Source organism: Streptomyces himalayensis subsp. himalayensis (assembly GCF_013778455.1).
Lineage (GTDB): Bacteria > Actinomycetota > Actinomycetes > Streptomycetales > Streptomycetaceae > Streptomyces > Streptomyces himalayensis.
Genome location: NZ_JACEHE010000024.1, coordinates 91,057 through 116,853 on the forward strand (window position 1 = coordinate 91,057; position 25,797 = coordinate 116,853).

25 protein-coding genes, 1 tRNA gene and 1 pseudogene are annotated in these 25,797 nt (G+C 70.2%); 12 read left to right on the forward strand and 15 right to left on the reverse strand.

Annotated elements, in window-relative coordinates; genetic code table 11:
* Positions 1-16 precede the first annotated feature (16 nt).
* From H1D24_RS30930 to H1D24_RS43705, 6 genes and pseudogenes are all read right to left on the reverse strand, one after another.
* Positions 17-652 carry a hypothetical protein gene (locus tag H1D24_RS30930; protein WP_181661020.1) on the reverse strand — a complete coding sequence of 212 codons (636 nt, stop codon included), beginning with the start codon at positions 650-652 and terminating at the stop codon, positions 17-19.
* Positions 639-1,052: a hypothetical protein gene (locus H1D24_RS30935; RefSeq protein WP_181661021.1), complete on the reverse strand. Its 414-nt coding sequence runs from the start codon at positions 1,050-1,052 to the stop codon at positions 639-641. The genes H1D24_RS30930 and H1D24_RS30935 overlap by 14 nt, the downstream gene beginning before the upstream one ends.
* Positions 1,053-1,669: 617 nt before the next feature.
* A complete protein-coding gene (locus H1D24_RS30940; protein ID WP_181661022.1) occupies positions 1,670-2,623 on the reverse strand; it encodes an SMP-30/gluconolactonase/LRE family protein in 954 nt (317 codons plus the stop codon).
* Between the two features lie 686 nt (positions 2,624-3,309).
* Positions 3,310-4,440: pseudogene (locus H1D24_RS30945) on the reverse strand (PP2C family protein-serine/threonine phosphatase); the annotation flags it as partial.
* Between the two features lie 161 nt (positions 4,441-4,601).
* The gene (locus H1D24_RS30950; protein ID WP_181661024.1) at positions 4,602-5,360 is read right to left on the reverse strand and encodes an IclR family transcriptional regulator; all 759 of its coding nucleotides are present in this window, start codon (positions 5,358-5,360) and stop codon (positions 4,602-4,604) included.
* 689 nt (positions 5,361-6,049) lie between these two features.
* Entirely contained in the window at positions 6,050-6,433 is a 384-nt protein-coding gene (locus H1D24_RS43705; RefSeq protein ID WP_309484497.1) for a hypothetical protein, read from the reverse strand.
* A 1-nt stretch (position 6,434) separates the two neighbouring features.
* Here H1D24_RS43705 and H1D24_RS43710 point away from each other — a divergent pair, with 1 nt between their 5' ends.
* Positions 6,435-6,791 (forward strand): CAP domain-containing protein, encoded by a 357-nt coding sequence (locus H1D24_RS43710; protein ID WP_309484498.1) that lies wholly within the window; start codon positions 6,435-6,437, stop codon positions 6,789-6,791.
* Between the two features lie 100 nt (positions 6,792-6,891).
* On the opposite strand, the gene H1D24_RS30960 is transcribed toward H1D24_RS43710, so the two are convergent.
* From H1D24_RS30960 to H1D24_RS30985, 6 genes are all read right to left on the reverse strand, one after another.
* The gene (locus tag H1D24_RS30960) at positions 6,892-7,764 is read right to left on the reverse strand and encodes an Fpg/Nei family DNA glycosylase (RefSeq protein ID WP_181661026.1); all 873 of its coding nucleotides are present in this window, start codon (positions 7,762-7,764) and stop codon (positions 6,892-6,894) included.
* 89 nt (positions 7,765-7,853) lie between these two features.
* Entirely contained in the window at positions 7,854-9,881 is a 2,028-nt protein-coding gene (locus H1D24_RS30965; protein ID WP_181661027.1) for a beta-galactosidase, read from the reverse strand.
* On the reverse strand, positions 9,878-11,239 hold the full coding sequence (locus tag H1D24_RS30970; protein ID WP_181661056.1) for a glycoside hydrolase family 36 protein: 1,362 nt from the start codon (positions 11,237-11,239) through the stop codon (positions 9,878-9,880). The genes H1D24_RS30965 and H1D24_RS30970 overlap by 4 nt, the downstream gene beginning before the upstream one ends.
* A gap of 26 nt (positions 11,240-11,265) precedes the next feature.
* Positions 11,266-12,153, reverse strand: coding sequence for a carbohydrate ABC transporter permease (locus H1D24_RS30975; protein WP_181661028.1), 888 nt, complete (start codon positions 12,151-12,153; stop codon positions 11,266-11,268).
* Positions 12,150-13,127, reverse strand: coding sequence for a carbohydrate ABC transporter permease (locus H1D24_RS30980; RefSeq protein WP_181661029.1), 978 nt, complete (start codon positions 13,125-13,127; stop codon positions 12,150-12,152). Before H1D24_RS30980 ends, H1D24_RS30975 begins: the two co-directional genes overlap by 4 nt.
* Positions 13,124-14,434: an ABC transporter substrate-binding protein gene (locus H1D24_RS30985; RefSeq protein WP_181661030.1), complete on the reverse strand. Its 1,311-nt coding sequence runs from the start codon at positions 14,432-14,434 to the stop codon at positions 13,124-13,126. The genes H1D24_RS30980 and H1D24_RS30985 overlap by 4 nt, the downstream gene beginning before the upstream one ends.
* 345 nt (positions 14,435-14,779) lie before the next feature.
* Here H1D24_RS30985 and H1D24_RS30990 point away from each other — a divergent pair, with 345 nt between their 5' ends.
* Together H1D24_RS30990 and H1D24_RS30995 are read left to right on the forward strand one after the other, a co-directional pair.
* On the forward strand, positions 14,780-17,314 hold the full coding sequence (locus H1D24_RS30990) for a SpoIIE family protein phosphatase (RefSeq protein ID WP_181661031.1): 2,535 nt from the start codon (positions 14,780-14,782) through the stop codon (positions 17,312-17,314).
* A gap of 93 nt (positions 17,315-17,407) precedes the next feature.
* A complete protein-coding gene (locus H1D24_RS30995) occupies positions 17,408-17,998 on the forward strand; it encodes an HhH-GPD-type base excision DNA repair protein (RefSeq protein WP_181661032.1) in 591 nt (196 codons plus the stop codon).
* A 51-nt stretch (positions 17,999-18,049) separates the two neighbouring features.
* On the opposite strand, the gene H1D24_RS31000 is transcribed toward H1D24_RS30995, so the two are convergent.
* On the reverse strand, positions 18,050-18,202 hold the full coding sequence (locus H1D24_RS31000; RefSeq protein WP_181661033.1) for a hypothetical protein: 153 nt from the start codon (positions 18,200-18,202) through the stop codon (positions 18,050-18,052).
* A 210-nt stretch (positions 18,203-18,412) separates the two neighbouring features.
* Positions 18,413-18,763, reverse strand: a complete 351-nt coding sequence (locus tag H1D24_RS31005) for a hypothetical protein (RefSeq protein ID WP_181661034.1) — start codon at positions 18,761-18,763, stop codon at positions 18,413-18,415.
* A gap of 839 nt (positions 18,764-19,602) precedes the next feature.
* Between H1D24_RS31005 and H1D24_RS31010 the strand changes: the two genes are divergently transcribed.
* Together H1D24_RS31010 and H1D24_RS31015 are read left to right on the forward strand one after the other, a co-directional pair.
* A complete protein-coding gene (locus H1D24_RS31010; protein ID WP_003999914.1) occupies positions 19,603-19,899 on the forward strand; it encodes a type II toxin-antitoxin system VapB family antitoxin in 297 nt (98 codons plus the stop codon).
* Between the two features lie 286 nt (positions 19,900-20,185).
* Positions 20,186-20,815, forward strand: coding sequence for a LytR C-terminal domain-containing protein (locus H1D24_RS31015; RefSeq protein WP_181661035.1), 630 nt, complete (start codon positions 20,186-20,188; stop codon positions 20,813-20,815).
* 27 nt (positions 20,816-20,842) lie between these two features.
* Here H1D24_RS31015 and upp read toward each other — a convergent pair whose 3' ends face one another.
* Positions 20,843-21,478 (reverse strand): uracil phosphoribosyltransferase, encoded by a 636-nt coding sequence (gene upp / locus H1D24_RS31020; protein ID WP_181661036.1) that lies wholly within the window; start codon positions 21,476-21,478, stop codon positions 20,843-20,845.
* 160 nt (positions 21,479-21,638) lie between these two features.
* Here upp and H1D24_RS31025 point away from each other — a divergent pair, with 160 nt between their 5' ends.
* The 7 genes from H1D24_RS31025 to H1D24_RS31055 all read left to right on the forward strand — a co-directional run bounded on the left by H1D24_RS31025 (position 21,639) and on the right by H1D24_RS31055 (position 25,546).
* Complete coding sequence (locus H1D24_RS31025) at positions 21,639-21,818, forward strand: hypothetical protein (RefSeq protein ID WP_181661057.1); 180 nt, start codon at positions 21,639-21,641, stop codon at positions 21,816-21,818.
* Positions 21,819-22,046: 228 nt separating this feature from the next.
* A complete protein-coding gene (locus H1D24_RS31030) occupies positions 22,047-22,586 on the forward strand; it encodes a tRNA adenosine deaminase-associated protein (RefSeq protein ID WP_181661037.1) in 540 nt (179 codons plus the stop codon).
* 181 nt (positions 22,587-22,767) lie between these two features.
* Complete coding sequence (gene tadA / locus H1D24_RS31035; RefSeq protein WP_181661058.1) at positions 22,768-23,196, forward strand: tRNA adenosine(34) deaminase TadA; 429 nt, start codon at positions 22,768-22,770, stop codon at positions 23,194-23,196.
* A gap of 197 nt (positions 23,197-23,393) precedes the next feature.
* A tRNA-Ser gene (locus H1D24_RS31040) sits at positions 23,394-23,478 on the forward strand.
* 467 nt (positions 23,479-23,945) lie between these two features.
* Positions 23,946-24,122, forward strand: coding sequence for a hypothetical protein (locus tag H1D24_RS31045; protein ID WP_181661038.1), 177 nt, complete (start codon positions 23,946-23,948; stop codon positions 24,120-24,122).
* A gap of 13 nt (positions 24,123-24,135) precedes the next feature.
* Positions 24,136-24,429, forward strand: a complete 294-nt coding sequence (locus tag H1D24_RS31050) for a Dabb family protein (protein ID WP_181661039.1) — start codon at positions 24,136-24,138, stop codon at positions 24,427-24,429.
* 193 nt (positions 24,430-24,622) lie between these two features.
* The gene (locus H1D24_RS31055; RefSeq protein ID WP_181661040.1) at positions 24,623-25,546 is read left to right on the forward strand and encodes an RNA polymerase sigma factor SigF; all 924 of its coding nucleotides are present in this window, start codon (positions 24,623-24,625) and stop codon (positions 25,544-25,546) included.
* Positions 25,547-25,797: the final 251 nt, after the last annotated feature.

Consider the following 25,797-nt stretch of genomic DNA (forward strand, 5'->3'; position numbering starts at 1 on the left):
CCCCGCCAGCCCGTGACTATGCCTTGCGCCCCTTCGTAGCGGCGCAAGCCGACTTTGCGTTGGTAGCCGCGTTGAGCCGGGCTAGATGCGCGCGTTGAGCTACCTCGCCTCCGAACGACGACCAACCGAACAGAGATGCCAGCAGTTCGGCTGCAAGAGCTGCCGCTGCCGTCGATGCAGCCATCGCCCTGGACATGGATGCAGGGGGCCTGGCAACGAATCGACCTCGGCTCTGTGCAGCCGTGATCGCACATTGCTCCGACCAGAGCTCGAAGACCTGAGCGAGACGGGCGAAGAAGGCAGCCGCCGCGGCCAAGCAAACATAGAAGGCGACGAGCCCTACGCCGATGCGTGCAGCGATACCCGGAGTCGGTTCATGGTCGGTCCAAGGCCAGCCCATGACCGCATAGACGACGGCCAGACCCGCCGAAGCGGCAATCCATGCCGACCCGAACAGAGACTCCAGGCGGTCCTCGTAGTCATCCTCCTCGTCGTCGTCCTGCTCGGGCCGGCGCTTCGGCGGCGCCGGATTGCCGGACGTCTTCTTCCCGTACGGCGGGAGAAAGACCTGCCAGAGGCCACCGTGGACGTCGCCGCCCACAAACGTGCCGGAGCCGTGGTTGTGCTGCTCCCGGTGCTCAGCGTCCGCCATCTGACGCCCCGCCGTAGTTGAAGGTCATGCCCCCGTGGACGTCACCACCGATGAACGTTCCTGTGCCGGTGTTGTGCTGGTTCCAGACCTTCGAGGCCGGCGGGGTAGGTACCGCGAGTTCGTCCACTTCGCTCATGGCGTCGCGGTGCTCGGCAAGGTACTGGGCGATGAGCTGCGCCCAGGCGGTCGCTGCGAGCGCCTGGGCCTCTGGAGAGGGCGCCGTGAGCTGGGCAGCGGTGTCATCCACTGCCTGAGCGGCCGCTCTCTGTTCATCCGGGGTGGCGCGGCGGAAGAAGTGCGCGACCTTCAGGCGCATCTTCTCGGCGCCCGACGTGGCTATGGCCGCGACGAGCGTGCCGGCTGCGCCAGTGGCCACAGCCATTAATTCGGCGTCGTACATGATCGAGATGTCTCCCCGTTCGTGGTGACGTGCCCCAGCAGAACCTACCGGGCACCACTGACACTCCGAAGGGACAACCCGCATACACAGACTCCGAGAGGGCCACGCAGCCAGCCAGGCGACACCGGCTCCTGATCGGCACGTCGCATGGGCTCGAATGCGGTGCCTGACCAGGCAGAACACCGAGCACCCTGGTCTCAGTTCTGGTCTCATTCGCCCCCGTCCGGAACCGTCCAAGAGCTCCGCCATCACCCACTCCACCCCAGGTCAGAACACCCCCGCCCCCCACCGAACCCCCGGACGAAGACTTGGAAAGCGTGTTGGGGGCAACCCCTCACGAGTTCGAATCTCGTATCCTCCGCCAGTGCCTCACCGGGCACGATGTCGAAGGGCCCCACCGTTCGCGGTGGGGCCCTTCGACGTTGTCCGTCTCAATTTCCGTATTTCCGTCTCAGTTGGCTTTTGCGTCTCAGTCGGACTTCGAACCGCGTCCGAGTGACGGCGTGCGCTGCGGCCCGCCGCACACCAGAGCGAACGAGGCCCCGACCGGACACTGGCCGGGGCCCGGCGACGAGGGCGAAGCCTCGCGTCAGATGGACCGAGGGCGAAGCCTCGCGTCAGATGGAGACCGCGACGCCGTTGAACGTCGTGTCAGGGGTCTGGGGGCTGGTGAAGCGGGCATTGACCAGGTAAAGGCGGTCGCCCCAGCGGGCGGCTGTGGTGGGGACGTCGAAGCGGGGGTCCGTGATCGTGCGGCGCAGGGTGGCCGAGCTGATCTTGGCGTCGAGGTCGAACACGCTGATGAGGTTCTGGCGGTTCTGCACCACGTACAGCGCCTGGCCGATGCGGAAGAGGCCGTCGCCGTTGGCGACGTCGGCCGCGCCGTTCAGCACGATCTCGGTGGCGTGACCGGTCTTGAGGTCCACGTGGTAGAGCTTGCCGGGCGAGCTGCTGACGACGATCAGCCCTCGGCCGTCGGGGGTGCCGACGATGCCGTTGGCGTTGTTCACATTGGGCGTCTGCACCCAGTCACCGCTGAGCGGCAGGGCCCGGATCTCTCCTTCGCGGCCGCGCGGCAGGCCGTAGAGCACGCTGTCGCGGGAGTCGGTGAACCAGGCGCGGTCGCCGAGCAGGATGACGTCGTTGATGAAGTGTCCGGACGGGTCCGTCAGTTGGTACGTGGTCACGAGGTTGCCGGTGCGGCTGTCGACGACCCTCGCCGTCCCTCCGCCGCCTCCGGCGACGTAGAGCAGGCCGTCGCGGTCCAGCTTCAGCCCGATGGCGGCCGTGCCGGTGGCGCCCTCGTAGAGGAAACCGCCTTCGCCGGTGCGCAGATCGGTGCGGTAGACGGCGCCGTTGGCGCGGGATCCCATATAGGCGTAGGGCTTTCCGCCGATGGTGATCCCCTCGGGGAGGAAGCCGTTGGGGAGCGGGAACTCGGTCGGCCACGCGGCAGCCGTGGCGGCGGAAGCAGCGCTCGCCGTGCCGGCGCCGGTCGCCACTGCGAGCGCGGCGACGGCGGCACCGCCGAGGACGGTGCGCCGGGACGGCTGGGGGTGGTTCCGGGTCATGGTTCCTTGCCTCCGTGATGAGTGGGGTGGGGCTGCGAACTCAGTACCTCAGCGAACTCTCAGTACCTCAGCGAACTCTGCGAACTCTCGGAACTCTTGGGAACTTTATGAACCGGGTGAGCTTGGTGCACTGGGCTTCAATCCGGTTTCATCATCCGTTCGTTCGTAACGGGCCGCCGTCCGCGGGAGTTCCCCCGGCACCCCTACACCCAGGGCTCGGCTGGCTGGCCTTCTCGGATGACCATCGAGCTGCGAGCCGGGGCCCTCAGGCTCCCGCCCTCAAAGGCCCCTAGCCCTCAAAGGCCCCCGGCTCTCAAAGGCCCGGCCCTCAAAGGCCCCGGCCCTCAAAGACAAGGCGTACGCGGCAGCCGAGGCCGCCTCTGACCTCCGCCATCGCCCTCGGCGGCCCCGACCCCGAATCCGGCGGGCCCAGCCCCGAACCCTGCGGCGTTCACCCCGAATCCGGCGGCGGCCCCTGCCCCGAACTCCGGGGCCCCCACGCCGTAACCGAAAGCCCTGCCCCGGGCACCCTCCCGGGACCAGGCGACGCCCGCCCCGGAGCCGACCGTCCCCTCGCCGGAGCCGACAGTCCCCTCTCCGGACGTCCCCTCCCCGGAGCCGACAGTCCCCTCCCGGGACATCACCTCCCCGGACGTCCCCTCCCCTGCCGCGGAGTCCACCACCCAGGCCGCCGCGGACCCCACCGGCTTCCGCAGCATGATCAGCGCCGCGTCGTCGTGCAGGCGGCCCCCCACATGCGTCAGGAGTTCGTCGTGAAGTGCGGCGACGGTATGGGACGGATCGTGGGTGACATGCCGCGCGAGCCGCTCACCGAGCGGATAGAACTCGCGGCGGTGGTCGCGGGCCTCGGTGACCCCGTCGGTGTAGAGCAGGAGCTGGTCCCCGTCGTCGAAAGGCAGTATGTGGAGGGCCGGGGTCTCGCCGCCGAGGGCCCCCAGCCCCAGCGGCGGGGCCGGACGGGACGGCTCGACGGCTGTGACCTCGCAGTCGCGCACCAGCAGCGGCGGGGCGTGCCCGCAGTTCACCAGCTCCATGCGCCCGTCCTTCGGGTATCCCGCGACCACGGCGGTGACGAAGTCGTCGGCCGCGAGGTTGCGCGCCAGGCTCCGTTCGATCCTGGCGACGACGTCGAGGAGGTCGGGCTCGTCGTACGCCGCCTCGCGGAAGACACCGAGCACCAGCGCGGCGGTGCTCACCGCGGGCAGCCCCTTGCCGCGCACATCGCCGACGATCAGCCGGACCCCGTACGGCGTGGGCACCAGCGCGTAGAGGTCGCCGCCGATCCGGGCCTCCGCCGCGGCGGCGCTGTAGCGGACGGCCACCTGGAACGGGCCTACGGCGGCAGGAACGGGTCTCAGCAGCGCGTGCTGGGCGGCCTCGGCAACCGAACGCACGGCTGCCAGAACCCGTTCGCGGCGCCCGCGCAGTGCGCTGGCCAGGCCACTCGCCAGGGTGACGGCGACCACGGTGGCCAGCACGACCGCCAGGTCGCCGGCCGACATGCCGTCCAGTGTTCCGAGCAGGGCTCCCAGGGCGGAGGCGAGGAATCCGACGCACACGACGGCTCGCGGCCGGCTGACGGCGGCGGCCAGCGCGGGACCGACGGGGAGCAGCGGCAGCCACAGCCGGGCGCCGCCGACGAAGCAGAGGATCACGACGGCGAAGACGATCAGTGCGGGCGCGCCGGCGGCGACGAGTGCCCCCGAGCCGCCGCCGGTCCGTCGCCCGCAGCCGGCCGGTCGCTTCGTGAACAACCACGCCGGCCGACGATCACGCTGATGATCCGCCTGCCTCATGCCTCTCCGAGAATCGTCACCTGCTGGAGTGCTTCACCGACGGAATGCCCGTCGGCCGCGGTGGGCGCCCGACGGAATCCTCGTCCGGTGGCGATAACACGCGCGAATGTCCGCTTCATCCAGATAACAAGGTCTTCGTACCCTGCCACAAGCGAGATTTTTCAGATAGTGAGCGACAGGCCCCGCGTCACACGGCCTGCTGCCGGGATCAGACGCTCCCGTACCCGGTCGATGCGGGAGAGACGGTCAGCCCGAACGGAGACACCGAGCGAGCCGAGCGTGTTCCCGCTGTAGACGGGCACCGCGACGCAGACCGTACCGAGGGTGTACTCCTCCAGGTCCATGACCGTGGGAGTGGCCGGATCCGAGTCGAGCCTGCGAAGCAGTTCGGCACGCTGGGTGATGGTGCGCGGGGTGAGGTCGGCCAGGGGGTGCCGGGACAGATAGTCGTTGCGGGACTCGTCGTCCAGCTCGCGCAGCACGGACTTGCCCAGCGCGGTGGCGTGGCCCGCGTCCTCGAACCCCACCCAGAGATCGACCCGCGGCGCCCTGGGGCTGTCGACGATCTCGGCGACGCGGATCTCGCCCTCCTCGTAGAAGGTCAGATAGGTGGCGGCCGACAGCTGGTCCCGCAGCGCGGTGAGGGTCGGGCGGATACGGCTGAGCAGCGCCTGAGCGCGGCTTCCCGTCTGCAGTCCGTGCAGCCTGTCGCCGAGTACGAACCCGCCGTCGTCGAGCTTCTGCACATACCCGTCGTGCGCCAGAGTGCGCAGGAGGTGGTACGTGGTGGCGATGGGCATGCCGGTCTCGCGTGCCAGCTGCTTCGCCGGGGCGCCGCCCTCGTGCGCGCCGACTGCCTCCAGCAGACGGAAGGCCCGCTGCACGGACGTGATGAGCGTAGGGCCGCCTTCAGCACCCATGTCACCAGCCTGCGACGCGAGCGTCGCGCCAGCAAGGTCATGCGGCACGGGAAAACCACCGAAAAGACCGGAAAGCACGCGGGAGACCACCGCCGTCGTCGATGCCGGCACCGTCGGCCGGTGGGCACGACCTGACGCCCGACGCGCAAGCGGAATCAATGGTTCCGTGACATCCGTCATACCGGCTTCCGGCACTAAGCGTGCCCATTAGTAGATGCCGCTCTGCCGACATATGGGATTTGTCCGTCTTGGCATGGGGGCATATCGCGCCGGGCCGCCCGGCATTCCACCCGCTCGACACTTTCGCCCGTTTACAGAGCATAAAGGCTTCCTGACGGGCCGCCAGAATTCCCGGGAGCGTCCGCATCCCCGGCCAGCACGCCCGTACGCCCATGGCAAGCGCCGCCAAAGGCTACGAAGCCAGGTAGTACGAGAGCCCTTTGCCCTGTATTGGCAGCGGTCCTAAGAATGACGACTCCGCAGTACGTCTCCGCAGTTCAGGAGCGGAGTCTGCGCAGAGCACCAGCCGCACAAGGGGCGCTTTGCGATTACCGAGTGAGGTCACCCATGGGGAAGCACCGCAAGAAGAACTACTACCGCCGGATAACCGTGGCTGCCGTCGCGATCGGCGCCGTGGGAGTGCCGTCCGTCGCCATGGCCTGTACCGAATGGCCGGACGGAAGCGACGGTCAGTTCCACAGCGCCGAGAAGACCGCGTCCCTCCAGCAGCGTGGGACGGAGGCCGACTGGCAGCGCTGGGCCCGCAACTGGGACCGTGAGAACAATTCGACGGGGTCGAAGACCCGCACCGCGCCTCCCGGCACAGCGAAGACCTCTGCCCCGAAGACCTCCGCACCGAAGACCTCTGTCCCGAAGACCTCCGCACCGGAGTCCCCGGCCACGACGTCTCCGAGCACTCCGAAGACGACCGCGCCGAAGCCCGAGACCACCTCGTCTCCCGGTACGCCGAGCACGGCCGGTACTCCGAAGACCACCGAGCCCACCTCCGCGACGCCCGCGTCTCCGAGCACCCCTACCGCGCCCGCCTCGGCCTCCGGGTCCGTCGCTCGCATCGTGGAACTCGTCAACAACGAGCGCAGCAAGGCCGGATGCTCCCCCGTGACCCTGAACGCGACCCTTTCCAAGGCCGCTCAGGCTCACAGCGAGGACATGGCCGAACACCAGAACATGTCGCACACCGGCTCCGACGGGTCCTCCCCCGGCGACCGGATCACGCGTGCCGGCTACAGCTTCAGCACCTACGGCGAGAACGTCGCCTACGGATACTCCTCTCCCGAGCAGGTCATGGCGGGCTGGATGTCCAGCCCCGGCCACAAGGCCAACATCCTCAACTGCTCCTTCAAGGAGATCGGCGTCGGTCTCGCCCAGCCCAACGACTACTGGACCCAGGAATTCGGTACGGCCCGGTAGACAGCAGGAGGGGACGGCTCTCGGCGTACGCACAGTGGTACGCCGAGAGCCGTACGTCGTAAGGACTGGACACGCAGGGACGTAAGGCACGCAGGCAGGGTCAGGCGGCAATCGGCTGGCACCGCGGGCACCAGACCGTGCCGCGCCCCCCGATGCGGTCCCGGCGCAGTGGCTCACCGCATCGCGGGCAGGCGGCATCGCTGTCGTCACGGTGGCCCGTGAGCCAGGACCTGCGGGGCGGTACGCAGCCGGCGCTGATGGACGACCGCAGGGTGCGGCGCATGTCCTTGTACAGCCGACCGCGCTGGGCGTCGGTCAGGGCGGCGGCCGGGATCGCGGGGTGCAGCCCCGCGCGCCACAGGATCTCGTCGGCCAGCAGATTGCCGAGACCGGCCAGTACCGACTGATCGGTGAGCACGGCTTTGACGCGGCCGCGTCGCCCGGAGAGCACGGTGTCGAACGCGTCGCGGTCCACCGCCATCGCGTCGGGCCCCTGCCGGTCCAGGATCCGCGCCACGCCGGTGTCGTCGGCCAGCCACAGTCCCTGGAGTTTGCGCTGGTCGCGGTAGCGGAGCTGACGGTCGCCGCCCACGCCGTCACGGCCCACGCCGTCACGGTCCGCGCTGTCGCGGCCCACGGTGAAGAGCACCCGGTCATGAGGATGCGGCGCGTCGTCGGGGGCGCAGCAGAGCAGCTGCCCGGTCATGCCGAAGTGCAGCATGACGGTGGGCCCTCCCCCAAGCTCTCGGCTTCGCTCGAGCAGGGGGGACCCCCAGTCGGTGCGGGCGAGCAGCCACTTTCCGTGCCGCTCGGGCTCGGTGAACCTCCGGCCTTCCAGTTCGCGGCGCAGCTTCCGCGCGCTGACCCCGTGCAGGACGCCCGGGTCGCGCACGTCGACCCGCTCGATCCGCCTCCCCTTCGCGCAGGAGGCGAGAACCTCCCGGAACGCCTCGACATCCGGCAGCTCAGGCATGCCGTCCACCGCCATCCGCGCACTCGGCCGGCCGGATCCCGCGATCCGCGCGAGATCCACTGCGGCCGAGTACCCCCAGGCGCCCAGGTTCAGGAGTGCGGCTCCCGTACGACGGCGATGTCTCCGGGCGGGACGGTGACCGATCCGGAGGCCGGCTTGCCGGTCAGCAGCTCGGTGGCGTCGGGCGCGACCGGGACGTCCGCGCCGTCACCGGCGTGGTCGATCAGGAAGAGGTAGTCGGCGTCCGCGCCGCGCCGCCGGACCGCCTCGACGCCGGGCGGGACGGCCGTACGAAGGACCGGCTGGACACCCGCCTCGTCGCGGATGCGGTCGAGGAGGGAGGCGAGCGTGGCCGGGTCCGGGCGCGTGGCCAGGTACCAGGCCGTACCCGCCCCGTGTGCATGCCGCGTCACGGCCGGGACGCCGGCCAGCTGCCCCTGCGCGTACGACGCCACCGCCTCCGCACCCGCGAGCCGCAGCCGCTCCGACCACAGGGTGCAGCCGGCGCCGTCCGGCACGTCCCCGGTCAGGCCCAGTGACTCGCCCGGCAGCAGCGGGAAGAGTTCGTCGGTGCGTACGCCGAGTGCGTCCCGGAAGGCCCCGGGATAACCGCCCAGCCGCACATGGCAGTTCTCGTCGACTGCGCCACTGTGGAACCCGACAGCGAAGGTGCCGCCGCGCTCGGCGAAGCCGGTGAGGTTGGCGGCGCCCGCGTCGTCGACCAGGTACAGGCTCGGGGCGAGGACCAGGCGGTAGCGGGAGAGGTCCGCGTCGGGGCGTACGAAGTCCACCGCCACACCCGCCCGCCACAGCGGCTCGTACCAGTCCCGTACGAGGTCCTGGAAGCGGAGCTCGCCGCTGGGCTGCGACGGGAGCTCCAGCGCCCAGCGGGCGTCCCAGTCCCAGACGATCGCGACCTCCGCCGTGCCGGTGCTGCCGCGCACCTCGGCCAGGGCCTTCAGATCGGCGCCGAGCCGGACCACGTCCCGCCAGATCTGGCTGTCCGTCCCGGCGTGCGGCAGCATCGCCGAGTGCCACTGCTCGGCTCCCGCCTTGGCGGCCCGCCACTGGAAGTACGCGATGCCGTCCGCGCCGCGCGCGACATGGGCGAGGGCGTTGCGGCGCAGCTCGCCCAGGCGCTTCGCGCGGTTGACGGGCTGCCAGTTGACGGCGCCTGTGGAGTGCTCCATCAGCAGCCAGGGCCCGCCCGCCAGCGAGCGCACCAGGTCGCCGCCGAGCGCGATGTCGATCTCCGACTCGGGATCGGTGGACATCAGGTAGTGGTCGTTGGAGACGACGTCCAGCTCGGGCGCCCAGCGCCAGTAGTCGAGCGCGTCGAAGTTCTGCATCACCATGAAGTTGGTGGTGGCGGGTATGGCGGGGGCCGCCTCGCGCAGCACGTCCCGCTCGGCGGTGCAGAGCGACAGCAGCTCGTCGGAGCAGAAGCGCCGCCAGTCCAGCTGGTGCGTCGGGTTGGGCACGGCTCCGGTCGCGCGGGGCGGCAGGATCTCGTCCCAGTCGTAATACCACTGACTCCAGAACGTGGTGCCCCAGGCGTGGTTGAGCGCGTCCAGATCGTCCCCGTACCGCGCCCTCAGCCAGCGGCGGAAGGCTGCCGCGCTGGTGTCGCAGTAGCAGGCGGCGTTGTGGCAGCCGTACTCGTTGTGCACGTGCCACATGACGACGGCCGGGTGGTCCGCGTACCGCTCGGCGATGGCCCCGGCGATCCGCAGGGCGGCGTCGCGGTAGGCGGGGCTGCTGGGGCAGAACGTCTGGCGGCTGCCGTAAAAGAGGGTGCGGCCGTCCTTGTCGACGGGGAGCGCCTCCGGGTGAGCGCGGAAGAACCACGCGGGAGGCGCGGCCGTGGGCGTGGCCAGGTCGGCGGCGATGCCGTTCTCGTGGAGCAGGTCGAGGAGCCGGTCCATGCGGGAGAAGTCGTAGACGCCTTCGGAGGGCTCCATCAACGCCCAGGAGAAGATGCCGACGCTGACCATGGTCACGCCCGCCTCGCGCATCAGGCGCATGTCCTCGGCCCACACCTCCTCGGGCCACTGCTCGGGGTTGTAGTCACCGCCGTACGCGATGCCGGGGACGGAGAGAGTGCGCTGGGCGGTCACTGGGAGGCTCCCTCTAGGGCGAGGCGGGTAGGCGCGGTGAGCAGGCGGCGGGTGGTGGCCAGACCCCAGTCGTCCAGGGACAGCAGCCGGTCGCTGCTGGCCATGAGGCCGCCGGTGGCCTCCACGTGCGCGGCCCAGCGCTCCCGAGTCTCCACGGCGGGGCGGGCCATCAGGCAGTCCGGGTCGTTGACCCAGAAGCGGCCGTGCTGCCACTGGCGGCCCACGCCCGTGAACTCGGCTGCCTCCTGACCGGGTTGGCTGAAATCTCCGCTCTCGGGATCGCGGTACGGGGCCGTGTCCGGGCTGACGCGCATGGCGTCGAAGAGCCCGATGGACGGCAGGATCGGCGCCCCGCAGCCGAGCAGGTAGGCATCGGGGCCGATGGCCTGGCGGATCAGGGCGATGCCCTCGCGGTAGGCGGTGAGGGCGTCGGCGCCGGAGTGGCGGGCGCCGTCCATGGCCCCGGCGTAGAGGAAGTCGGCCTTGAAGTAGTCGTAGCCCTCGGCGCGCAGGGTCGCGAAGACGTCGACGAGGTACCCGGCCGCGTGCGGGTGGGTGGTGTCCAGGACGTGGAGGTCGTGGCCCCAGTTGCGCCCGGCGTGCAGCGGTGTGGTGCCGTCGGCGGCCCGTACGAGCCAGTCCGGGTGCTCGGCGGCGAGCTCGCTGTCGGGGGCGACCAGGAACGGGGCGGTCCAGATACCGGCCCGGCGGCCGCTCTCGCGGATGGTGTCGGCGAGCCCGGCGCGGGACCGGAAGCGGCCGGAGAGGGTGAGCCAGTCACCGAGGGCGCTCTGGTAGCCGTCGTCGATCTGGACGACGTCGACGGGCAGGCCGAGGGTGTCCATGGCGCCGAGGTTCTCGTGGATGTCGTCCTCGGTGACGGCGGTGAAGTACTCGTACCAGGAGCACCACACGGTCGGCGCCGGGCGGGGAGCCGGCAGCCCGAGGGCCTGCACGACACCGTCCGCCCAGGCGGCGAGGGCGGCCTGGATGCCACCGGTGCCCTCGTGGCTGTGCTCGGTGACCGGCCCGTCGGCACTGACCTCGGCACGGCCGTCCCGGATCTGGAGCCGGATCGACGGTACGGACCGCAGCGGATCGGCGGCCGCCCACAGCCGTACGGGCGAGCCGTCCCCGGGGTCGAGCGCCAGCAGCCCTTCGCCCTGGAAGGTGCCGGCCGGAACGGTGACCCCGGGCCGATAGCAGACGGTCGCCCAGTTGTCGTTGGTCGGGCGGTACGGCGCCGCGTCGACTGCGTAGGCGCCGCTGGGGCTCCAGGACTGCCAGCCCTCCTCGTGGACGCGGGCGTGGGCCGGGTCCACGGGGACGGAGGCGAGCGGCGTGAAGGGGTGGTGCACGGGTGTCTCTTTCAAGAAAGGGGCCGTCAGCCCTTGTTGGCGCCCAGCGTCAGCCCGCTGACGAACTGCCGCTGCAGCACGAAGTACACGATCAGCGTGGGGATCGCGGTGAGCAGGGCGCCGGCGGCGACCAGGTTGGGGTCGGTGAAGTACGTCCCGGAGAGGTTGTTCAGCGCCGAGGTGATCGGCATGTTCTCACCGGTCGAGATCAGGACGAGGGCCCAGAAGAAGTCGTTGTAGATCCAGATGGACAGCAACGTCGCCAGGGCCGCCATCGCCGGGCGGCACAGCGGCAGCACGATCTGCCAGTACTGACGCCACACCGAGGCGCCGTCCACCAGCGCGGCCTCGGTCAATTCGTGCGGCAGCGTGCGCATGTAGTTGCTCAGCACGAAGGCGCAGAAGCCCGACTGGAACGCGACGTGGATCAGCACCAGGCCCAGGGCGGAGTCGTAGAGCTTGCCGCTCATCGTGATGCCGGGCAGGTCGATGAGCAGGTACAGCCGGTACAGCGGGGTGATGATGACCTGCTGCGGAAGCAGGTTGCCCGCCGTGAAGACCAGCAGCAGCGCCAGGTTGAGGCGGAAGTCGAAGCGGCTCACGTAGAAGGCGACCATCGACGACAGGAACAGCGTCAACAGCACCGCCGGGACGGCGATGATCATCGTGTTGAGGAAGTAGTGCGACATGTCCGACTGCGTGAACGCGTTCGTGAAGTTGTCGAAGTTCAGCGTGTCGGGCCAGGACACGTATCCCTTCTCACTGGTCTCCGCGTACGGCCGCATCGCCGAGTAGACCGCCCAGAGCAGCGGCGCCAGCCAGGCCAGCGCCGCGCCGGCGAGGAAGAGGTGCAGCAGGACCCGGGCGGGGCGGATGGGGGCGCGCTTCTTCAGCGCGACGGTGCCGGTGCTCATGCGCGCCGCTCCTTCCGGAAGGTGGCCACCAGGTAGGGGATGATCACGACGAGCGAGATCAGCAGCAGGACGACCGCGATCGCGGAGCCGTATCCGATGCGGCTGGACTCACCGATGATGTTGTTGGTGACCAGGATCGAGAGCAGCTCGGTGCCCTCGGCGCCCTTGTTGAAGACGAAGACCAGGTCGAAGCAGCGCAGGGCCTCGATGATGGTGACGACCAGGACGACGGTGTTGGTGGGGCGCAGCGTCGGGAAGACGACGTTCTTGAACGTCTGCCACTCGTTGGCCCCGTCGAGGGCGGAGGCCTCCCGCAGTGCGGGGTCGACGCCCTTCAGGCCGGCCAGGTACAGGATCATCATGTAGCCGGTGTGGCGCCACGACGCGGCGACGAGGACCGCCCAGAGGTTGAGGTCCGGGTCGCCGATCCAGTCGATGTACTTGCCGGGCTCGTTGGCCCCGATGATGCTGTTGATCAGGCCGGTGTCGGGGTTGTAGATCAGCTGCCAGACGAAGCCGATGACGGCCATCGACAGCACGACGGGCAGGAAGAACGCGGTCTGGTACACCCTGCTGAAGCGGATCTTCTTGTCCAGCTGCACGGCCAGGAACAGGCCGAGCGGGGTCGGGATCACGATCAGGACGACGAACCAGATGACGTTGTGCTGGACGGCGGGCCAGAACTGCGGGTTCTGCTCGAAGAGTTCCTTGAAGTTCTGCAGCCCGACCCACTGGATCGAGTCGAAGCCGATGCCGTCCCAGGTGGTGAAGGCCAGCGCGATGGAGGCGAGGGCCGTCACCCACACGAGGGCGATGTGCAGGATGGTCGGCAGGCCCGCCATCAGACCGAGGGTGAGCCGGTCGCGGCGGGTCAGCAGGCGGCGGTGCCCATGGGGCACGTTCGTGGCGGGGGCAGCGCCCGAAGGCGGCACGTCGGCCGCCTCCGGGATCTCCTTGGCGATGTCGGTCGTCATGAGGAGGCGAAGATCGTCTTCTTCTGGCGCTCGATCGAGGACAGCAGGCTGTCGACGCCCTTGGGGTCACGGACGAACTTCTGCAGCGCGGGCTGCATCACCGTGGAGGTGAAGTCCGGCCGGCTGTCACGGTCCATGAACTGCGTCAGGGACTTGGCACCGGAGATCATGTCGTACGCCTTCTTCTGCAGGGCGCTGTACGACGAGGTGTCGGCGCCGGTGGCGGCGTGGACCACGCTCGGGTCGGACTTGAGGTAGATGTCCTCGGCCTCCGTGGTGCCGAGGTACTCCAGGAGCTTGACCGCCCCGGCCTTGTTCTTCGGGCTCTTGCTCATCATGAAGCCGTCGGTCGGCGCCTCGACGGTGTCCTGCCCGTACGCCGGGTCGATCTCCGGGAAGGCGAAGAAGTCGAGGTCCTCGAGGGCGGCCTTGTCGGTGAACTGCTGGGCCACGAAGGTGCCCAGGAGGTACATGCCGGCCTTCTTCGAGGCCAGCGTCTGGGCCGCGTCCTGCCAGGTGCGGCCGACGGCGCCCTCCTGGTGGTAGGGGAGGATCTCGGCCCACAGGTCGAAGGCCTTGCGCACCTTGGCGTCGGTCCAGGAGGCCTTGCCCGCCATCAGCTCGACGTGGAAGTCGTAGCCGTTCTGGCGGAAGTTGATCTGGTCGAAGGTGCCGAGCGCGGGCCAGGCGTCCTTGTCGCCGAAGGCGATCGGGACGAGGCCGTCCTTCTTCATCTGCTTGCACAGGGCGACGAAGTCGTCCCACTTGGTGGGGACTTCGTAGCCGTTCTCCTTGAAGACGCTCTTCCGGTAGAAGATGGCCCACGGGTACGAGTACAGCGGCACGAAGTAGTACTTGCCGTCCTCGCCCTTGCTGAGCTTGTGCATCGCCTCGGGGAAGTTGCCCCCGATGGTCTTCCACACGTCGTCGATCGGGGTGGCCAGTCCCTTGGCCGCGAAGAACTGCATCCGGTACCCGGCGAACCAGGTGAACACGTCGTCCGGTGTGCCCTGGAGGTAGGAGTTGATCTGCTCCTGGAAGGTGTTGGAGTCCTTGGTGTTCACGTCGACCGTGATGCCGGACTTCTTCTTGTAGGCCGCGTAGATGTCGGCGAACGCCTTCTTCGGCACCGGGTCGGACGCCTTGGAGCCGAGGGTGACGGTCTTCGGGTCGGCGGCCGTGCCGCTGCCGCCGCAGGCGCTGAGCAGGGGTATGCCGGCGCCGAGAGCGGCGGCGCCACCGATGCCGCGCAGCAGCGTGCGACGGCTCGGGCCCGGGACGGAGAGACCGGAGGGTGAGATGTGCATGACGGCTCCTGAGGGCAGGGTCAGCCAGGGACCTGTGTCGAAGGAGGGGCGGAGAGCAAAATCGACCAGAAATCAACCTGACCGAACATCGTGGGGGTTATAACAGCCGGATGTCCTGTCATGCGTCAAGGGGGTCTTGTCCGTCTTTCTCGAAACGTGATGGACACCCTCCGTGTGCGCTTCTGTAATGGTTCAGGGACGTCTCGGCGGATGCCGGGGGGAGGCCGGGAACTCCGGATGGCTACCGGCCATCGCCCGATATCCGCGGGCCCGCACGCCCAGCTCAGAGTGGACTAAACGGCCTAAACTACGCACAAAGCCTTTTTGTGGCCGATTGAGGGCAGCATGGGCTCCAGCGGTGCGGAACGCAGGGCGCAGCCGACCGGTGCCCAGGGCGTCGGCGGCACGTCGGGACGTGACGACGCCCTGGTCGCGGCCGTCATCAAGGCCGTCGAGGTGACCGGGGCGCATGCGGCAAGCGCCTTCCTGATCGCGCGCGACCAGAGCTCGCTCGTGCTCACTGCGGCAGCGGGCACACCGCCCTCCCTGATCGGCGGCTGGCACCGGATCCCCGTGAACAGCGGACTCCCCGTGGCAGAGGCGTACCGCTCCGGGCGGACGGTCCATCTGGCCGACGCCGACGAAACCGTACGGCGGTTCCCCCAGTTCGCCGTGGCCATGCCGTACCCCTTCGGCTCGGCGTCCGTACCGGTGAAGTCAGGCCGGCGGGTCTTCGGGGCCATGTCCGTGGTGTGGGCCTCCCGGCCCAGCGGAGAGGGCCTGTCGCAGACGCAGCGACGGCAGCTGCGCGCCGCGGCCGACCGTCTCGGCGCAGCGCTCGCCGCGCTGGACGCACACGGCGCGCTCGACGGGCCGGACGCCGCGAACATCCCACTGGTGGTCCCGGTGCCGTCCGGCCCGGCGGTCAGGGTGGGCCTGTTCGACTGGGACCTCGACACCGGGGCCGTCACGGCGGACGACGAGATGTGCGCGATCTTCGGCATCCCCCCTCATGAGTTCGACGGGCGGGCGGCCACGCTGGAGGCCAGGCTCGACCCCACGGACGTCCGCGGCTTCCGCTCCGCCGCCCGCGTCGCGATCGAGGAGGGCCGCGTCCTCGCCCAGTACCTGCGCATGAGGGACAGCGAGACTCACCGGACCGTCGAGGTGTGGGGACACGCGGCCGACGTGCCCGAGGACCGGCGGGCCGAGACTCGCCCCCCGCCCCGCCTGGTCGGCGCCGTCCTCGACTCCGGAACCGGTCTGGCCGCGGTCGCCGCCATCGAACGGCTCGCGGACGGCTTCTTCGCGCTCGCCCCGGACGGGCGCGTCACCTACGCCAACCGCGGTCTCGAACGGCTGCTGCGCGTCGGCCAGGACGAACTGCTCGGCCATCGCCCCTGGGACGTACTGCCCTGGCTGTCCGACCCCGTCTACGAGGACCGGTACCGGGCCGCCCTCATCACCCAGAAGCCGGTCTCGTTCCTGGTCCGCCGCCCGCCCGACCACTGGCTCGTGTTCTCCTTCCACCCGGGCACCCACGGCATGACCGGGTGGGCCGCTCCGGCCACGGGCAAGCCGGTGGCGGAGCGGCTCGCCGAAGAGGGCGCGACCGTCATGGAAGGCGCGACCGTCACGTCCTCCGCGCCGATGGCCGCCCCCCGCCTGGGGTCGCTCTACCGCGTGCTGCACATGGGCAGCGCGCTGACCGAGGCGGTCACCGCCCGCGAGGTGTGCAGGGCCGTCGCCGAACAGCTGCTCCCGGCGTTCGGCGGCCAGAAGCTGGCGGTCTTCGAGGTGGACGAGCGGCGACTGCACCTGCTCTGGCAGGGCGGCTACCCGGAGGGTTTCCTCGACCAGTTCGAAGGCATACTCCTGGAGTCGTGCCAGCCCGCGACGGACTCACTCACCTCCGGTACCCCCCGGTTCATCGAGGACCGGCAGGAACTCCTCAAGAACTATCCGGGCTTCAGCACCAAGGCGATCGACTCCAGCGCCTGGGCGTTCCTGCCGCTCATCGCCTCCGGCCGTCCTGTGGGCGTCTGCATCCTCGGCTTCAACGACGCCCACCGGTTTCCCAGCGAGGAGCGCGGCGTCCTCACCGCGATGGGCGGGCTGATCGCCCAGGCGCTGGAACGCGCCCGGCTCTACGACGCCGAGTCCGCCATCGCCCGCGGCCTGCAGGACGCCCTGCTGCCGCACCGGCTGCCCCGGCTGCCGGACATGCACGTCACCGGCCGCTACCTCCCCGGCACCCGCGGCATGGACATCGGCGGCGACTGGTACGACGCCATCCCCGCCGGTGAGGGTGTCGCCCTGATCGTCGGGGACGTCGAGGGTCACAACGTCGCCGCGGCCGCGCTCATGGGCCAGCTGCGCAGCGCCGTACGTGCCTTCGCCACCGCCGGACACCGGCCCCGCGACGTGGTCGCCAGCACCAACCGGCTGCTTCTCGGCCTCGACTCCGGGCTCCTCGCCAGCTGCTGCTATGTCCTGTTCCACCCCCGTACCGGGCTCGCACGCCTGGTCCGCGCGGGCCACTGCCCGCCCCTCCTACGAGAGCCGGACGGCCGGACCCGGGCCCTGGACCTGCCGTGCGGCCCGATACTCGGCGTAGAGGAAGCACCCGACTACCCGGAGTCGGAGCTGCACCTGTCACCCGGCTCGGTCCTTGCGCTCTACACGGACGGGCTGATCGAGAGACGCGGTTCGGACCTCGGTACCGGCATCGAAGCGCTGCGATCCTCGCTGGCTCACGCACACGCCTCATCCCTGGAGGAACTGGCCGACCGTCTGCTGATCGACGCCCGCCACACCCCGCACCGCCTGGACGACATCGCGCTGCTGCTGACCGAGTACGTCCCTGCGCGCGCGGCCTGATCCGCCGACGGTGCGCTGACGCAGCACGACCCGCCGCGTCACCCCGTACGGACGCGTGCTGCGCCGCGTACGCGGGCGCGCAATCATCGGGACATGGATGTCACCCTTCACCTCGCCCAGCAGCCCGAAGCGGACGAGCTGCTCGGCCGCAGTCCGCTGGCAGCACTCGTCGGGATGCTGCTGGACCAGCAGATCCCCATGGAGTGGGCGTTCTCCGGGCCGTACACGATCGCCCAGCGCCTGGGAGCCGACGACCTCGACGCGCACGAGATCGCGGCATACGACCCCGAGGCTTTCGCCACGCTCCTCTCCGCCAAACCGGCCGTGCACCGCTACCCGGGCTCGATGGCCCAGCGCATCCAGCAGCTGTGCCAGTACCTCGTGGAGCACTACGACGGAGAGGCGAGCGCCGTCTGGGACGGCGCCGACAGCGGCAGGGAACTCCTCCGGCGCCTGGGCGACCTGCCCGGATTCGGAAAGCAGAAGGCCCAGATCTTCCTCGCCCTGCTGGGCAAGCAGCTCGGCGTACGCCCCGAGGGCTGGCGGGAGGCCGCGGGTCCGTACGGCGAGGCCAAGTCGTATCGCTCGGTGGCCGACATCACGGGCCCGGAATCCCTGGCGAAGGTCCGCGCGCACAAACAGGAGATGAAGGCCGCGGCGAAGGCGGCAAAGGCAGCGAAGTGACCGACGGCCCGGAACCGCGGGTGGTTCCGGGCCGTCGTCGTGTGCCGCGCCTCAGCCGCGGTCACGTTCGTCGGGCTGCTTCTCCCTGGGGTGCTCGGGATCGGCCTTGTGCTCAGGGTCGGCCGGCCGTGGCTCGGCGTGGGAGTTGCGCAGGGCCTCGGCGCGTACGAGTGCGTGCAGAGCCGCGTAGGGATCGTGGGCCATGACTGTGCTGTCCTTCTGCTCGTGTGTCTTGTGTGGGGCGGTACTCGCAGACGGGGTGCACGCATGCGTGATGACGCGAACGCGTGAAGCGCGAATGCGTGGTTGTGTCGCATGCCTGACTGCTCGCGTACCTGGTTGCTCGTGTGCGTGATCGCTCGCGCGTTCTCTGCCGGCGGGTGCGAGGCGGGGGTCTGGTGACCGGGCCGCCGCTCAGCAGCGCAGCACGATGCAGCGCAAGGAGAGCGCGGAGGGGACGTACGACGCTGCGGGGCCGGGACGCGGCCACGGCCGAGCACGGACCGCCCCGGCCCGGGTCACGGAGGGGGCGTCCGGCAGATGAGTGGGGTGCCGGGTGGGCAGTCGGAGGGTCGACTCCGGCGAGTCGTGGGTGGACTCGCCGCCGGCCTCGCCGACGACGGCCACCAGGGGCAGCGGGGCGTCGGCCCCGGCGGGATCGGTCAGCGTGACGGACGTACCGACGAGCAGCGCCAGAAGCACGATCACCCTGGCCCAGGCGCATGGACGCATACGGCGTCGGGCGCGGGAGCGGGTGGTGCTCATAGGAGGTCATGTCCCCGGGTACGGCGACGACGCACCGGGCGAGGCCCGAGATCCCCCCGCATGGCGTACGGCAATGGGGCCAGGAAGTGCCCCCAGCCGCGCCGCGGCGGCGGACCCGCTCCCGTGGCGGCCCGTCCGCTCCCGCGGCGGCGAGCCCACCCGCTCCCGTGGCGGCCCGTCCGCTCCCATGGCGGCGAGCCCACCCGCTCCCGTGGCGGCCCGTCCGCTCCCGCGGCGGCGGACCCACCCGCTCCCGTGGCGGCCCGTCCGCTCCCGCGGCGGCGGACCCACCCGCTCCCCTGGCGGCCCATCCACTCCCGCGGCGGCGAGCCCACCCGCTCCCCTGGCGGCCCATCCACTCCCGCGGCGGCGGACCCACCCGCTCCCCTGGCGGCCCATCCACTCCCGCGGCGGCGGACCCACCCGCTCCCCTGGCGGCCCATCCACTCCCGCGGCGGCGAGCCCACCCGCTCCCCTGGCGGCCCATCCACTCCCGCGGCGGCCGGGCCCGCGACACCGTCGGCCTCATCGGGAGCACCGATTCCGGGGGGCCCGCCGCACCGTCGGCCTCATCGGACGCACCGGTTCCGGGCGGGCACCGGCGCTCCGTCCGGACGGGCTCCGCCGCTCCCTCCACGCGGGTTCCGCCGCCCCGCAGCACCCCCTCACCGGTAGGACCCGGTCAACGCGCGTGGACGCGATCGGCGCGCCGCGGCTCGCATCAGCCGGGCTTCCTGGCTGGGGCGTTACCGGTTTGTGGGCATTACGGCGTTATTTTCCACCGCCGCACTCCGCCTGCGAGGCTGCGCCCGGAGAGCCTCGCCCGGTAGGCTTTCCGTGTGATCTTCAAGCGCATCGGAAACGGCCGGCCGTACCCCGACCACGGCCGGGAAAGCACCCGGCAGTGGGCGGACGTCGCGCCGCGCCCGGTCCGCCTCGATCAGCTCGTGACGACCAAGGGCCAACTGGACCTCGAGACGCTGCTTGCCGAGGACTCGACCTTCTACGGCGACCTCTTCGCGCACGTCGTGAAGTGGCAGGGCGACCTCTACCTCGAGGACGGCCTGCACCGCGCCGTCCGGGCCGCGCTCCAGCAGCGTCAGGTGCTGCACGCCCGCGTCCTCGAGCTGGACTGACACCCCGGCGCCCGCGCTCCACCCCGGGGCGGGCCGACACCGCGCCTGTGCACGGCCGCCTCGTACGGCCGGCTCGCACGGCCGCCTCGCACGGTCGGCTGTGCACGGCTGGCTCTGCACGGCCGCCTCCCACGGCCGACTTGATCGCCCGGCCACATGGATCGCGACCGCATGGATCACACGTCCGCGTGGATCGCGCGGCCGCATTGACCCTTTCGGGTTGCACCGGGCGCGAGTCAATGATCATTTAGTAGGAATCAAGGCTGAGCCGCACTACTCTGCGCTCATGAGCATGCTCACTCCCCCCGGCATGGGTGGCCAGTACCGGATCAAGGGGGACAAATATCCGCGTATGCGCCGGAACAACCGGAGACGCAGGATCGTGCTCGCGGTCGTCGCCTCAGCCGCTGCGGTCGCCCTGATCGGCTGGGGAACGCTGCAGCTCATCGATGTCTTCTCGGGCGGAGGCAAGGCCAACGCCGCGGGCCCGGCACGGCAGTGCAAGCCCACAGCGACCCCGTCGTCGGGGAAGTCGAAGCCCGTGCCGAAACCGGCTCAGATCACGGTCAACGTCTTCAACGCCACGCCCCGTAGCGGCCTCGCCAAGAAGACGGCCGACGAACTCAAGGCGCGCGGCTTCACCATCGGCAAGGTGGGCAACGCGACGAAGAAGTACGACAAGAAGGTCGCCGGCCCGGGGGTGCTGCTCGGGCCGCAGTCCGCCGCCGACACCGCCCTGCCGGTACTCGCCACCCAGCTGGCGGGCGCCGAGCGGCAGACCGACACCCGCAAGGGCGACGACGTCGACCTCATCATCGGTACGGCCTTCAAGGAGCTGACGAAGAAGCAGGACGCCGAGCGCGCCCTGGCCGCACTCGGCAGTCCGTCCCCGGCGCCCTCCGCCTCCTGCGCCTGAACGGCGTCGCTCCGGCGGAGGTGACTATTACTCGGCCGCCCCGTACATCCGGTCCCCCGCGTCGCCCAGCCCGGGCACGATGTAGCCCTGCTCGTTGAGGCGCTCGTCGACCGATGCGGTCACGACCGTCACCGGCGTGCCCGCGAGGTCGCGCTCCATGACCTCGACGCCCTCGGGCGCGGCCAGCAGCACCACGGCCGTCACATCGTCGGCCCCGCGCTTGATCAGCTCCTGGATCGCCGCGACGAGCGTGCCACCGGTGGCCAGCATCGGGTCCAGGACGTAGACCTGCCGCCCTGACAGGTCCTCCGGCATCCGGGTGGCGTACGTCGAGGCCTGCAGCGTCTCCTCGTCCCGGATCATCCCGAGGAAGCCGACCTCGGCCGTCGGCAGCAGCCGCACCATGCCGTCGAGCATGCCCAGGCCCGCTCGCAGGATCGGCACGACCAGCGGCCGCGGATGGGACAGCTTGACGCCGGTGGTCCTCGCCACCGGCGTCGTGATGTCGACCTGCTCCGTGCGCACGTCCCGCGTGGCCTCGTACGCGAGCAGGGTGACCAGCTCGTCGGCGAGGCGCCGGAAGGTCGGGGAGTCGGTGCGCTGGTCGCGCAGAGTGGTGAGCTTGTGGGCCACCAGGGGGTGGTCGACGACGTGGAGACGCATGACCACAACACTAACGGGGCAGGGACGCCGCCCGCTCCGGCATCGACCGGCCCGATCACCCGCCCGCTCCGGCATCGACCGGCCCCACCGCCCGCCCGCTCTGGCATCAAACGGGCCGACGGAGGGAAAGTGGGAAGGACGGACTGGGGTGGTGGGGACGATGCCGGACCGGGAGCACAACGCGGAACAGCGGGAGAGCGACGCCGAACGCAGGAGGCGCCGCGCGCAGTTCCTTCGTGATCTCCGCGAGGCGCGGGAGCTGCGCGAACGTGTCCAGCCGCGCCGCGCCCGGGCCGCACGGATGCGCCAGGCGATGCGCATGCGTACGTTCCGCTGGTAACCGCACCCCACGGTCGGCGTATCGCCTGGCCCAGTGGGACCGGTGCCAGTGCCCCCCAAAGGCCCATCCAGTGACAACAAGGCGGGACACAGCGGGCGGAAGACCTCTCCTGAACGCCGGGTTTCTGCCACGATTCCGATTGGGCGGGGCTTGAACTGCACTCCCCGCCCTCAACCTCCGCCGGGGGGACCCCCAACCGGCACGCCTAGGACCAGTGGGAGAGTCACGGTGTACTTCGCCGCACTGCTCGCGCGCACCGAAGACGGGTGGGAAGCGAGCGACACAGAGCTCGACGATGTGGAGACCCTGTCGGATCTGACCGATCTGGCCCGTGACGCCTCGGTCGACGAGGACACGGTGCTCGTACTCATCGAGCAGGAGGACGCGTGGTTCGGCGTCGTCCGCGTGGACGGCGAGGAGGACCCGCGTATCTACGTGTCGGACGCGGCCGCCGCCGCCCGCAGCTCGTACGGCGAGATCCTGCTCACCGACGAACTGCTCGGCCGGGACCCCGACGCCGAGGACGACCTGGACGCCCTCGACCTCGACGGCACCGAGGACGGCGAGCCCGAGGACGACGAGTCCGAGGACGAGGACGAGCCCGTGGAGGCCGCCGATTCCGTGCCCTCGGGCCCCATCGGGGACACGGAGATCCTTTCCGACCTGGGCGTCGACGAGAAGGAACTGCTCGCCCTGGACGGCGGCGACGCCCTCGGCGAGATCGCCGACGTCCTCGGGGCCTCCGAGGTGCTGGAGACCGTCCGCTAGGCCCTGTCGTCAAACTCCCGTCGTCCGCCCGAAGCGCGGGGCAGACGGGAGTCGACGACAGGGCCTAGGCCCTGTCGTCCGGCCTCGGGGCGGGCACCGATAGGTTCCGCGGGTGAGCACAGCGAAGGACCAGTCGAAGGATCAGCAGCCCGATCCGGTACGCGACCGCTGGCGGGCGGCGATGCGGCTCGCCCTGGACGAGGCCGCACTGGCCGTCCGGGGCGGTGACGTCCCCGTCGGCGCCGTCGTGCTGTCGGCGGACGGGGCACTGCTCGCGACCGGGCACAACGAACGCGAGGCGACGGGCGATCCGACGGCGCACGCCGAGATCCTGGCGATCCGGCGCGCCGCGGCCAAACTCGGCCAGTGGCGGCTGACGGGCTGCACGCTCGTCGTGACACTGGAGCCGTGCACGATGTGCGCAGGCGCGATCGTGCAGTCCCGCGTGGATCGCGTGGTCTACGGCGCCCGCGACGAGAAGGCAGGCGCGGCGGGCTCGCTCTGGGACGTCGTACGCGACCGGCGGCTCAACCACCGGCCGGAGGTGATCGGCGGCGTACTCGAGGACGCGTGCGCGCGCCTGCTGACGGACTTCTTCCGCGAACGCTGACGCAAGGGCTGCCGCGAGCGCTGATGCGAGGGCTGCCGCGAGCGCCGACCGGGGCTCGCCTGGTCTCACCGGACGGTCACCCGGGCCCCGACGGGGACCGGCCGAGCACATCCGCCGGACGACCGGAACGGACGCCGGCCGCAGTCCCCGGGAAACGGATTTCGGACCACGGCCAACCTTGGGCTAGGATCTCCCTCGGTAGCGTGTCCGAGCGGCCGAAGGAGCTCGCCTCGAAAGCGAGTGTGGCGCAAGTCACCGAGGGTTCAAATCCCTCCGCTACCGCTTCTGAAGGGCCCCGTCGCAGGACGGGGCCCTTCGTGCTTCCCGGCGCCCCGACCATCCAGACGGCAGAAACCCCCGGCGCCGCGAAGGCGCCGGGGGTGCCCGTCCCATCGGGGCGGGGGGAGCGGCACAGGGGGACCAGCCACTCCCCCCGACGAGGTCAGGCCCACATGTCCACGCCACGGTCCGGGGGAGGTCCTGCGGCGCGGACCCCGCAGCGGGGCCCGTCCCTGCCGGCGGACTCCTGCCAGATCCGCCGGGCTCCCCTCCATCCTGCGCGTCCGGCCGCCCGGAGCGGCCGGGCAAAGGACCCGGACCGCCAAGCAAAGGCCCCGGACTGCCGGGCCGTTGGTCCCTGTTCGCCGGTCCGGGCGCCCCCCTGCAGCACCTCGTCTGTCACACGGCCGGGTTACACTCACCGCCGGCCGCAGCGGCCGTACGAACAGGCAGGCAGGGGAGGCCAGAGCGTGGTGCAGACGAAAAAGATCGGTCTCTACGTCGCGGTCGTCTTCGTGCTCTATGTGGTCATCACGGACCCCGCCAAGGCGGCCGACTACGTCCAGATAGGGTTCGAGGGGATTTCGAGCGCCGCCCAGGCCATCGGCGACTTCATGACGTGGATCGCCAACGGCGGTAACAGCTGACGAAGGAGCGCCCGTGATCCGCCATCTTGTCCTGTTCAAGCTGAACGACGGCGTCGAACGCGACGACCCGCGCGTCGTCGAGGGCGTGAAGGCCTTCAAGGCCCTCGGCGGACAGATCCCGGAGCTGAGGTTCTGGGAGTGCGAGTGGAACATCACCGACCGCCCCATCGCATACGACTTCGCGATCAACTCGGCGGTCGACGACACCGACGCCCTGAAGCGCTATCTCGAGCACCCGGCCCACCAGGCGGGCGTCGCCCTGTGGCGGGAGTTCGCCACCTGGGTGATCGCCGACTACGAGTTCTGAGCAGGCCGCACGGCAGACCCCCTCTCCACGCCCCCCTCCAGTGAGGGATGACAGGCGTTTTCGCAGCCCAACTGGCCCTCAACACGGCGTTATGCGGTGCTTGCACACAGTGGACATGTCTTGTGATGCTATGACCGCTTTTGACGGACGTCTGGAACAACCTTGCGAACGCAGTGAAGGGGTGGCGTTGACCGTGTCGGCCAGTACCGCGCCTCAAGCCCCACCCCAGGACGCGCAGTCCCCACCGCCGGAGCATGCACCGGCACCGCCGGAGGATGCACCGGCACCGCCGGAGGCTGCGCCCGCACCGCCGGAGGCTGCGCCCGCACCGCCGGAGGGCGCACCGGAGAAACGCAGGGGCGCCGACACACGCGCCCTCACCCAGGTGCTCTTCGCCGAGCTCAAGGAGCTCGAACCCGGCACGTCCGAACACACCCGGGTACGCAGCGCGCTCATCGAGGCGAACCTGCCGCTGGTGCGGTACGCGGCGGCGCGCTTCCGCAGCCGCAACGAGCCGATGGAGGACGTCGTCCAGGTCGGCACGATCGGCCTGATCAACGCCATCGACCGGTTCGACCCGGACCGGGGCGTGCAGTTCCCGACGTTCGCGATGCCCACCGTCGTCGGCGAGATCAAGCGGTACTTCCGTGACAACGTTCGCACGGTCCATGTCCCGCGCCGGCTCCACGAGCTGTGGGTGCAGGTGAACAGTGCGGCCGAGGACCTCACGACGGCGTTCGGGCGCTCCCCGACCACCGCCGAGATCGCCGAACGGCTGCGGATCTCCGAGGACGAGGTCCTTGCCTGCATCGAGGCCGGCCGCTCGTACCACGCCACCTCACTGGAGGCGGCCCAGGAGGGCGACGGACTGCCGGGACTGCTCGACCGGCTCGGCTACGAGGATCCGGCGCTCGACGGCGTCGAACACCGCGATCTCGTACGCCATCTGCTGGTCCAGTTGCCGGAGCGCGAGCAGCGGATCCTCCTGCTCCGGTACTACAGCAATCTGACGCAGTCCCAGATCAGCGCAGAACTGGGTGTCTCTCAGATGCATGTGTCAAGGCTTCTCGCCCGAAGTTTCGCGCGTCTGCGATCCGCAAATCGGATCGAGTCGTAACCTCCCCGGTTGTCTCGACGGCATGGAAAGTACCCCCATCGAGTGGCGTGACCAGGGCGCACTTTCCGACAGGAAAATCCTCGGCACCCCGCCGAACCCCTCTCTGCCTGCACTGATTCGCCCCCTACATGTCGACATGTCACTACAGCGTGTTGCCGACATGTGACATTCTGCTGGAACCGCGTTTGCCGGGGCTCAGCCTCCGGTATTCAGGTGGAGGCTGCGTTCCTCGACCGGATCGCCGGCCGCGA

Coding starts and splice junctions, on each gene's coding strand:
- H1D24_RS30930 (WP_181661020.1), bottom strand. CDS start 652: ATGGCGGACGCTGAGCACCGGGAGCAGCACAACCACGGCTCCGGCACG.
- H1D24_RS30935 (WP_181661021.1), bottom strand. CDS start 1,052: ATGTACGACGCCGAATTAATGGCTGTGGCCACTGGCGCAGCCGGCACG.
- H1D24_RS30940 (WP_181661022.1), bottom strand. CDS start 2,623: ATGACCCGGAACCACCCCCAGCCGTCCCGGCGCACCGTCCTCGGCGGT.
- H1D24_RS30950 (WP_181661024.1), bottom strand. CDS start 5,360: ATGGGTGCTGAAGGCGGCCCTACGCTCATCACGTCCGTGCAGCGGGCC.
- H1D24_RS43705 (WP_309484497.1), bottom strand. CDS start 6,433: ATGCGAGCGACGGACCCGGAGGCCGAGGCGGGCGCGGTAGGGGTGCTC.
- H1D24_RS30960 (WP_181661026.1), bottom strand. CDS start 7,764: ATGCCTGAGCTGCCGGATGTCGAGGCGTTCCGGGAGGTTCTCGCCTCC.
- H1D24_RS30975 (WP_181661028.1), bottom strand. CDS start 12,153: ATGAGCACCGGCACCGTCGCGCTGAAGAAGCGCGCCCCCATCCGCCCC.
- H1D24_RS30980 (WP_181661029.1), bottom strand. CDS start 13,127: ATGACGACCGACATCGCCAAGGAGATCCCGGAGGCGGCCGACGTGCCG.
- H1D24_RS30985 (WP_181661030.1), bottom strand. CDS start 14,434: ATGCACATCTCACCCTCCGGTCTCTCCGTCCCGGGCCCGAGCCGTCGC.
- H1D24_RS30990 (WP_181661031.1), top strand. CDS start 14,780: ATGGGCTCCAGCGGTGCGGAACGCAGGGCGCAGCCGACCGGTGCCCAG.
- H1D24_RS30995 (WP_181661032.1), top strand. CDS start 17,408: ATGGATGTCACCCTTCACCTCGCCCAGCAGCCCGAAGCGGACGAGCTG.
- H1D24_RS31000 (WP_181661033.1), bottom strand. CDS start 18,202: ATGGCCCACGATCCCTACGCGGCTCTGCACGCACTCGTACGCGCCGAG.
- H1D24_RS31005 (WP_181661034.1), bottom strand. CDS start 18,763: ATGAGCACCACCCGCTCCCGCGCCCGACGCCGTATGCGTCCATGCGCC.
- H1D24_RS31015 (WP_181661035.1), top strand. CDS start 20,186: ATGAGCATGCTCACTCCCCCCGGCATGGGTGGCCAGTACCGGATCAAG.
- upp (WP_181661036.1), bottom strand. CDS start 21,478: ATGCGTCTCCACGTCGTCGACCACCCCCTGGTGGCCCACAAGCTCACC.
- H1D24_RS31025 (WP_181661057.1), top strand. CDS start 21,639: ATGCCGGACCGGGAGCACAACGCGGAACAGCGGGAGAGCGACGCCGAA.
- tadA (WP_181661058.1), top strand. CDS start 22,768: ATGCGGCTCGCCCTGGACGAGGCCGCACTGGCCGTCCGGGGCGGTGAC.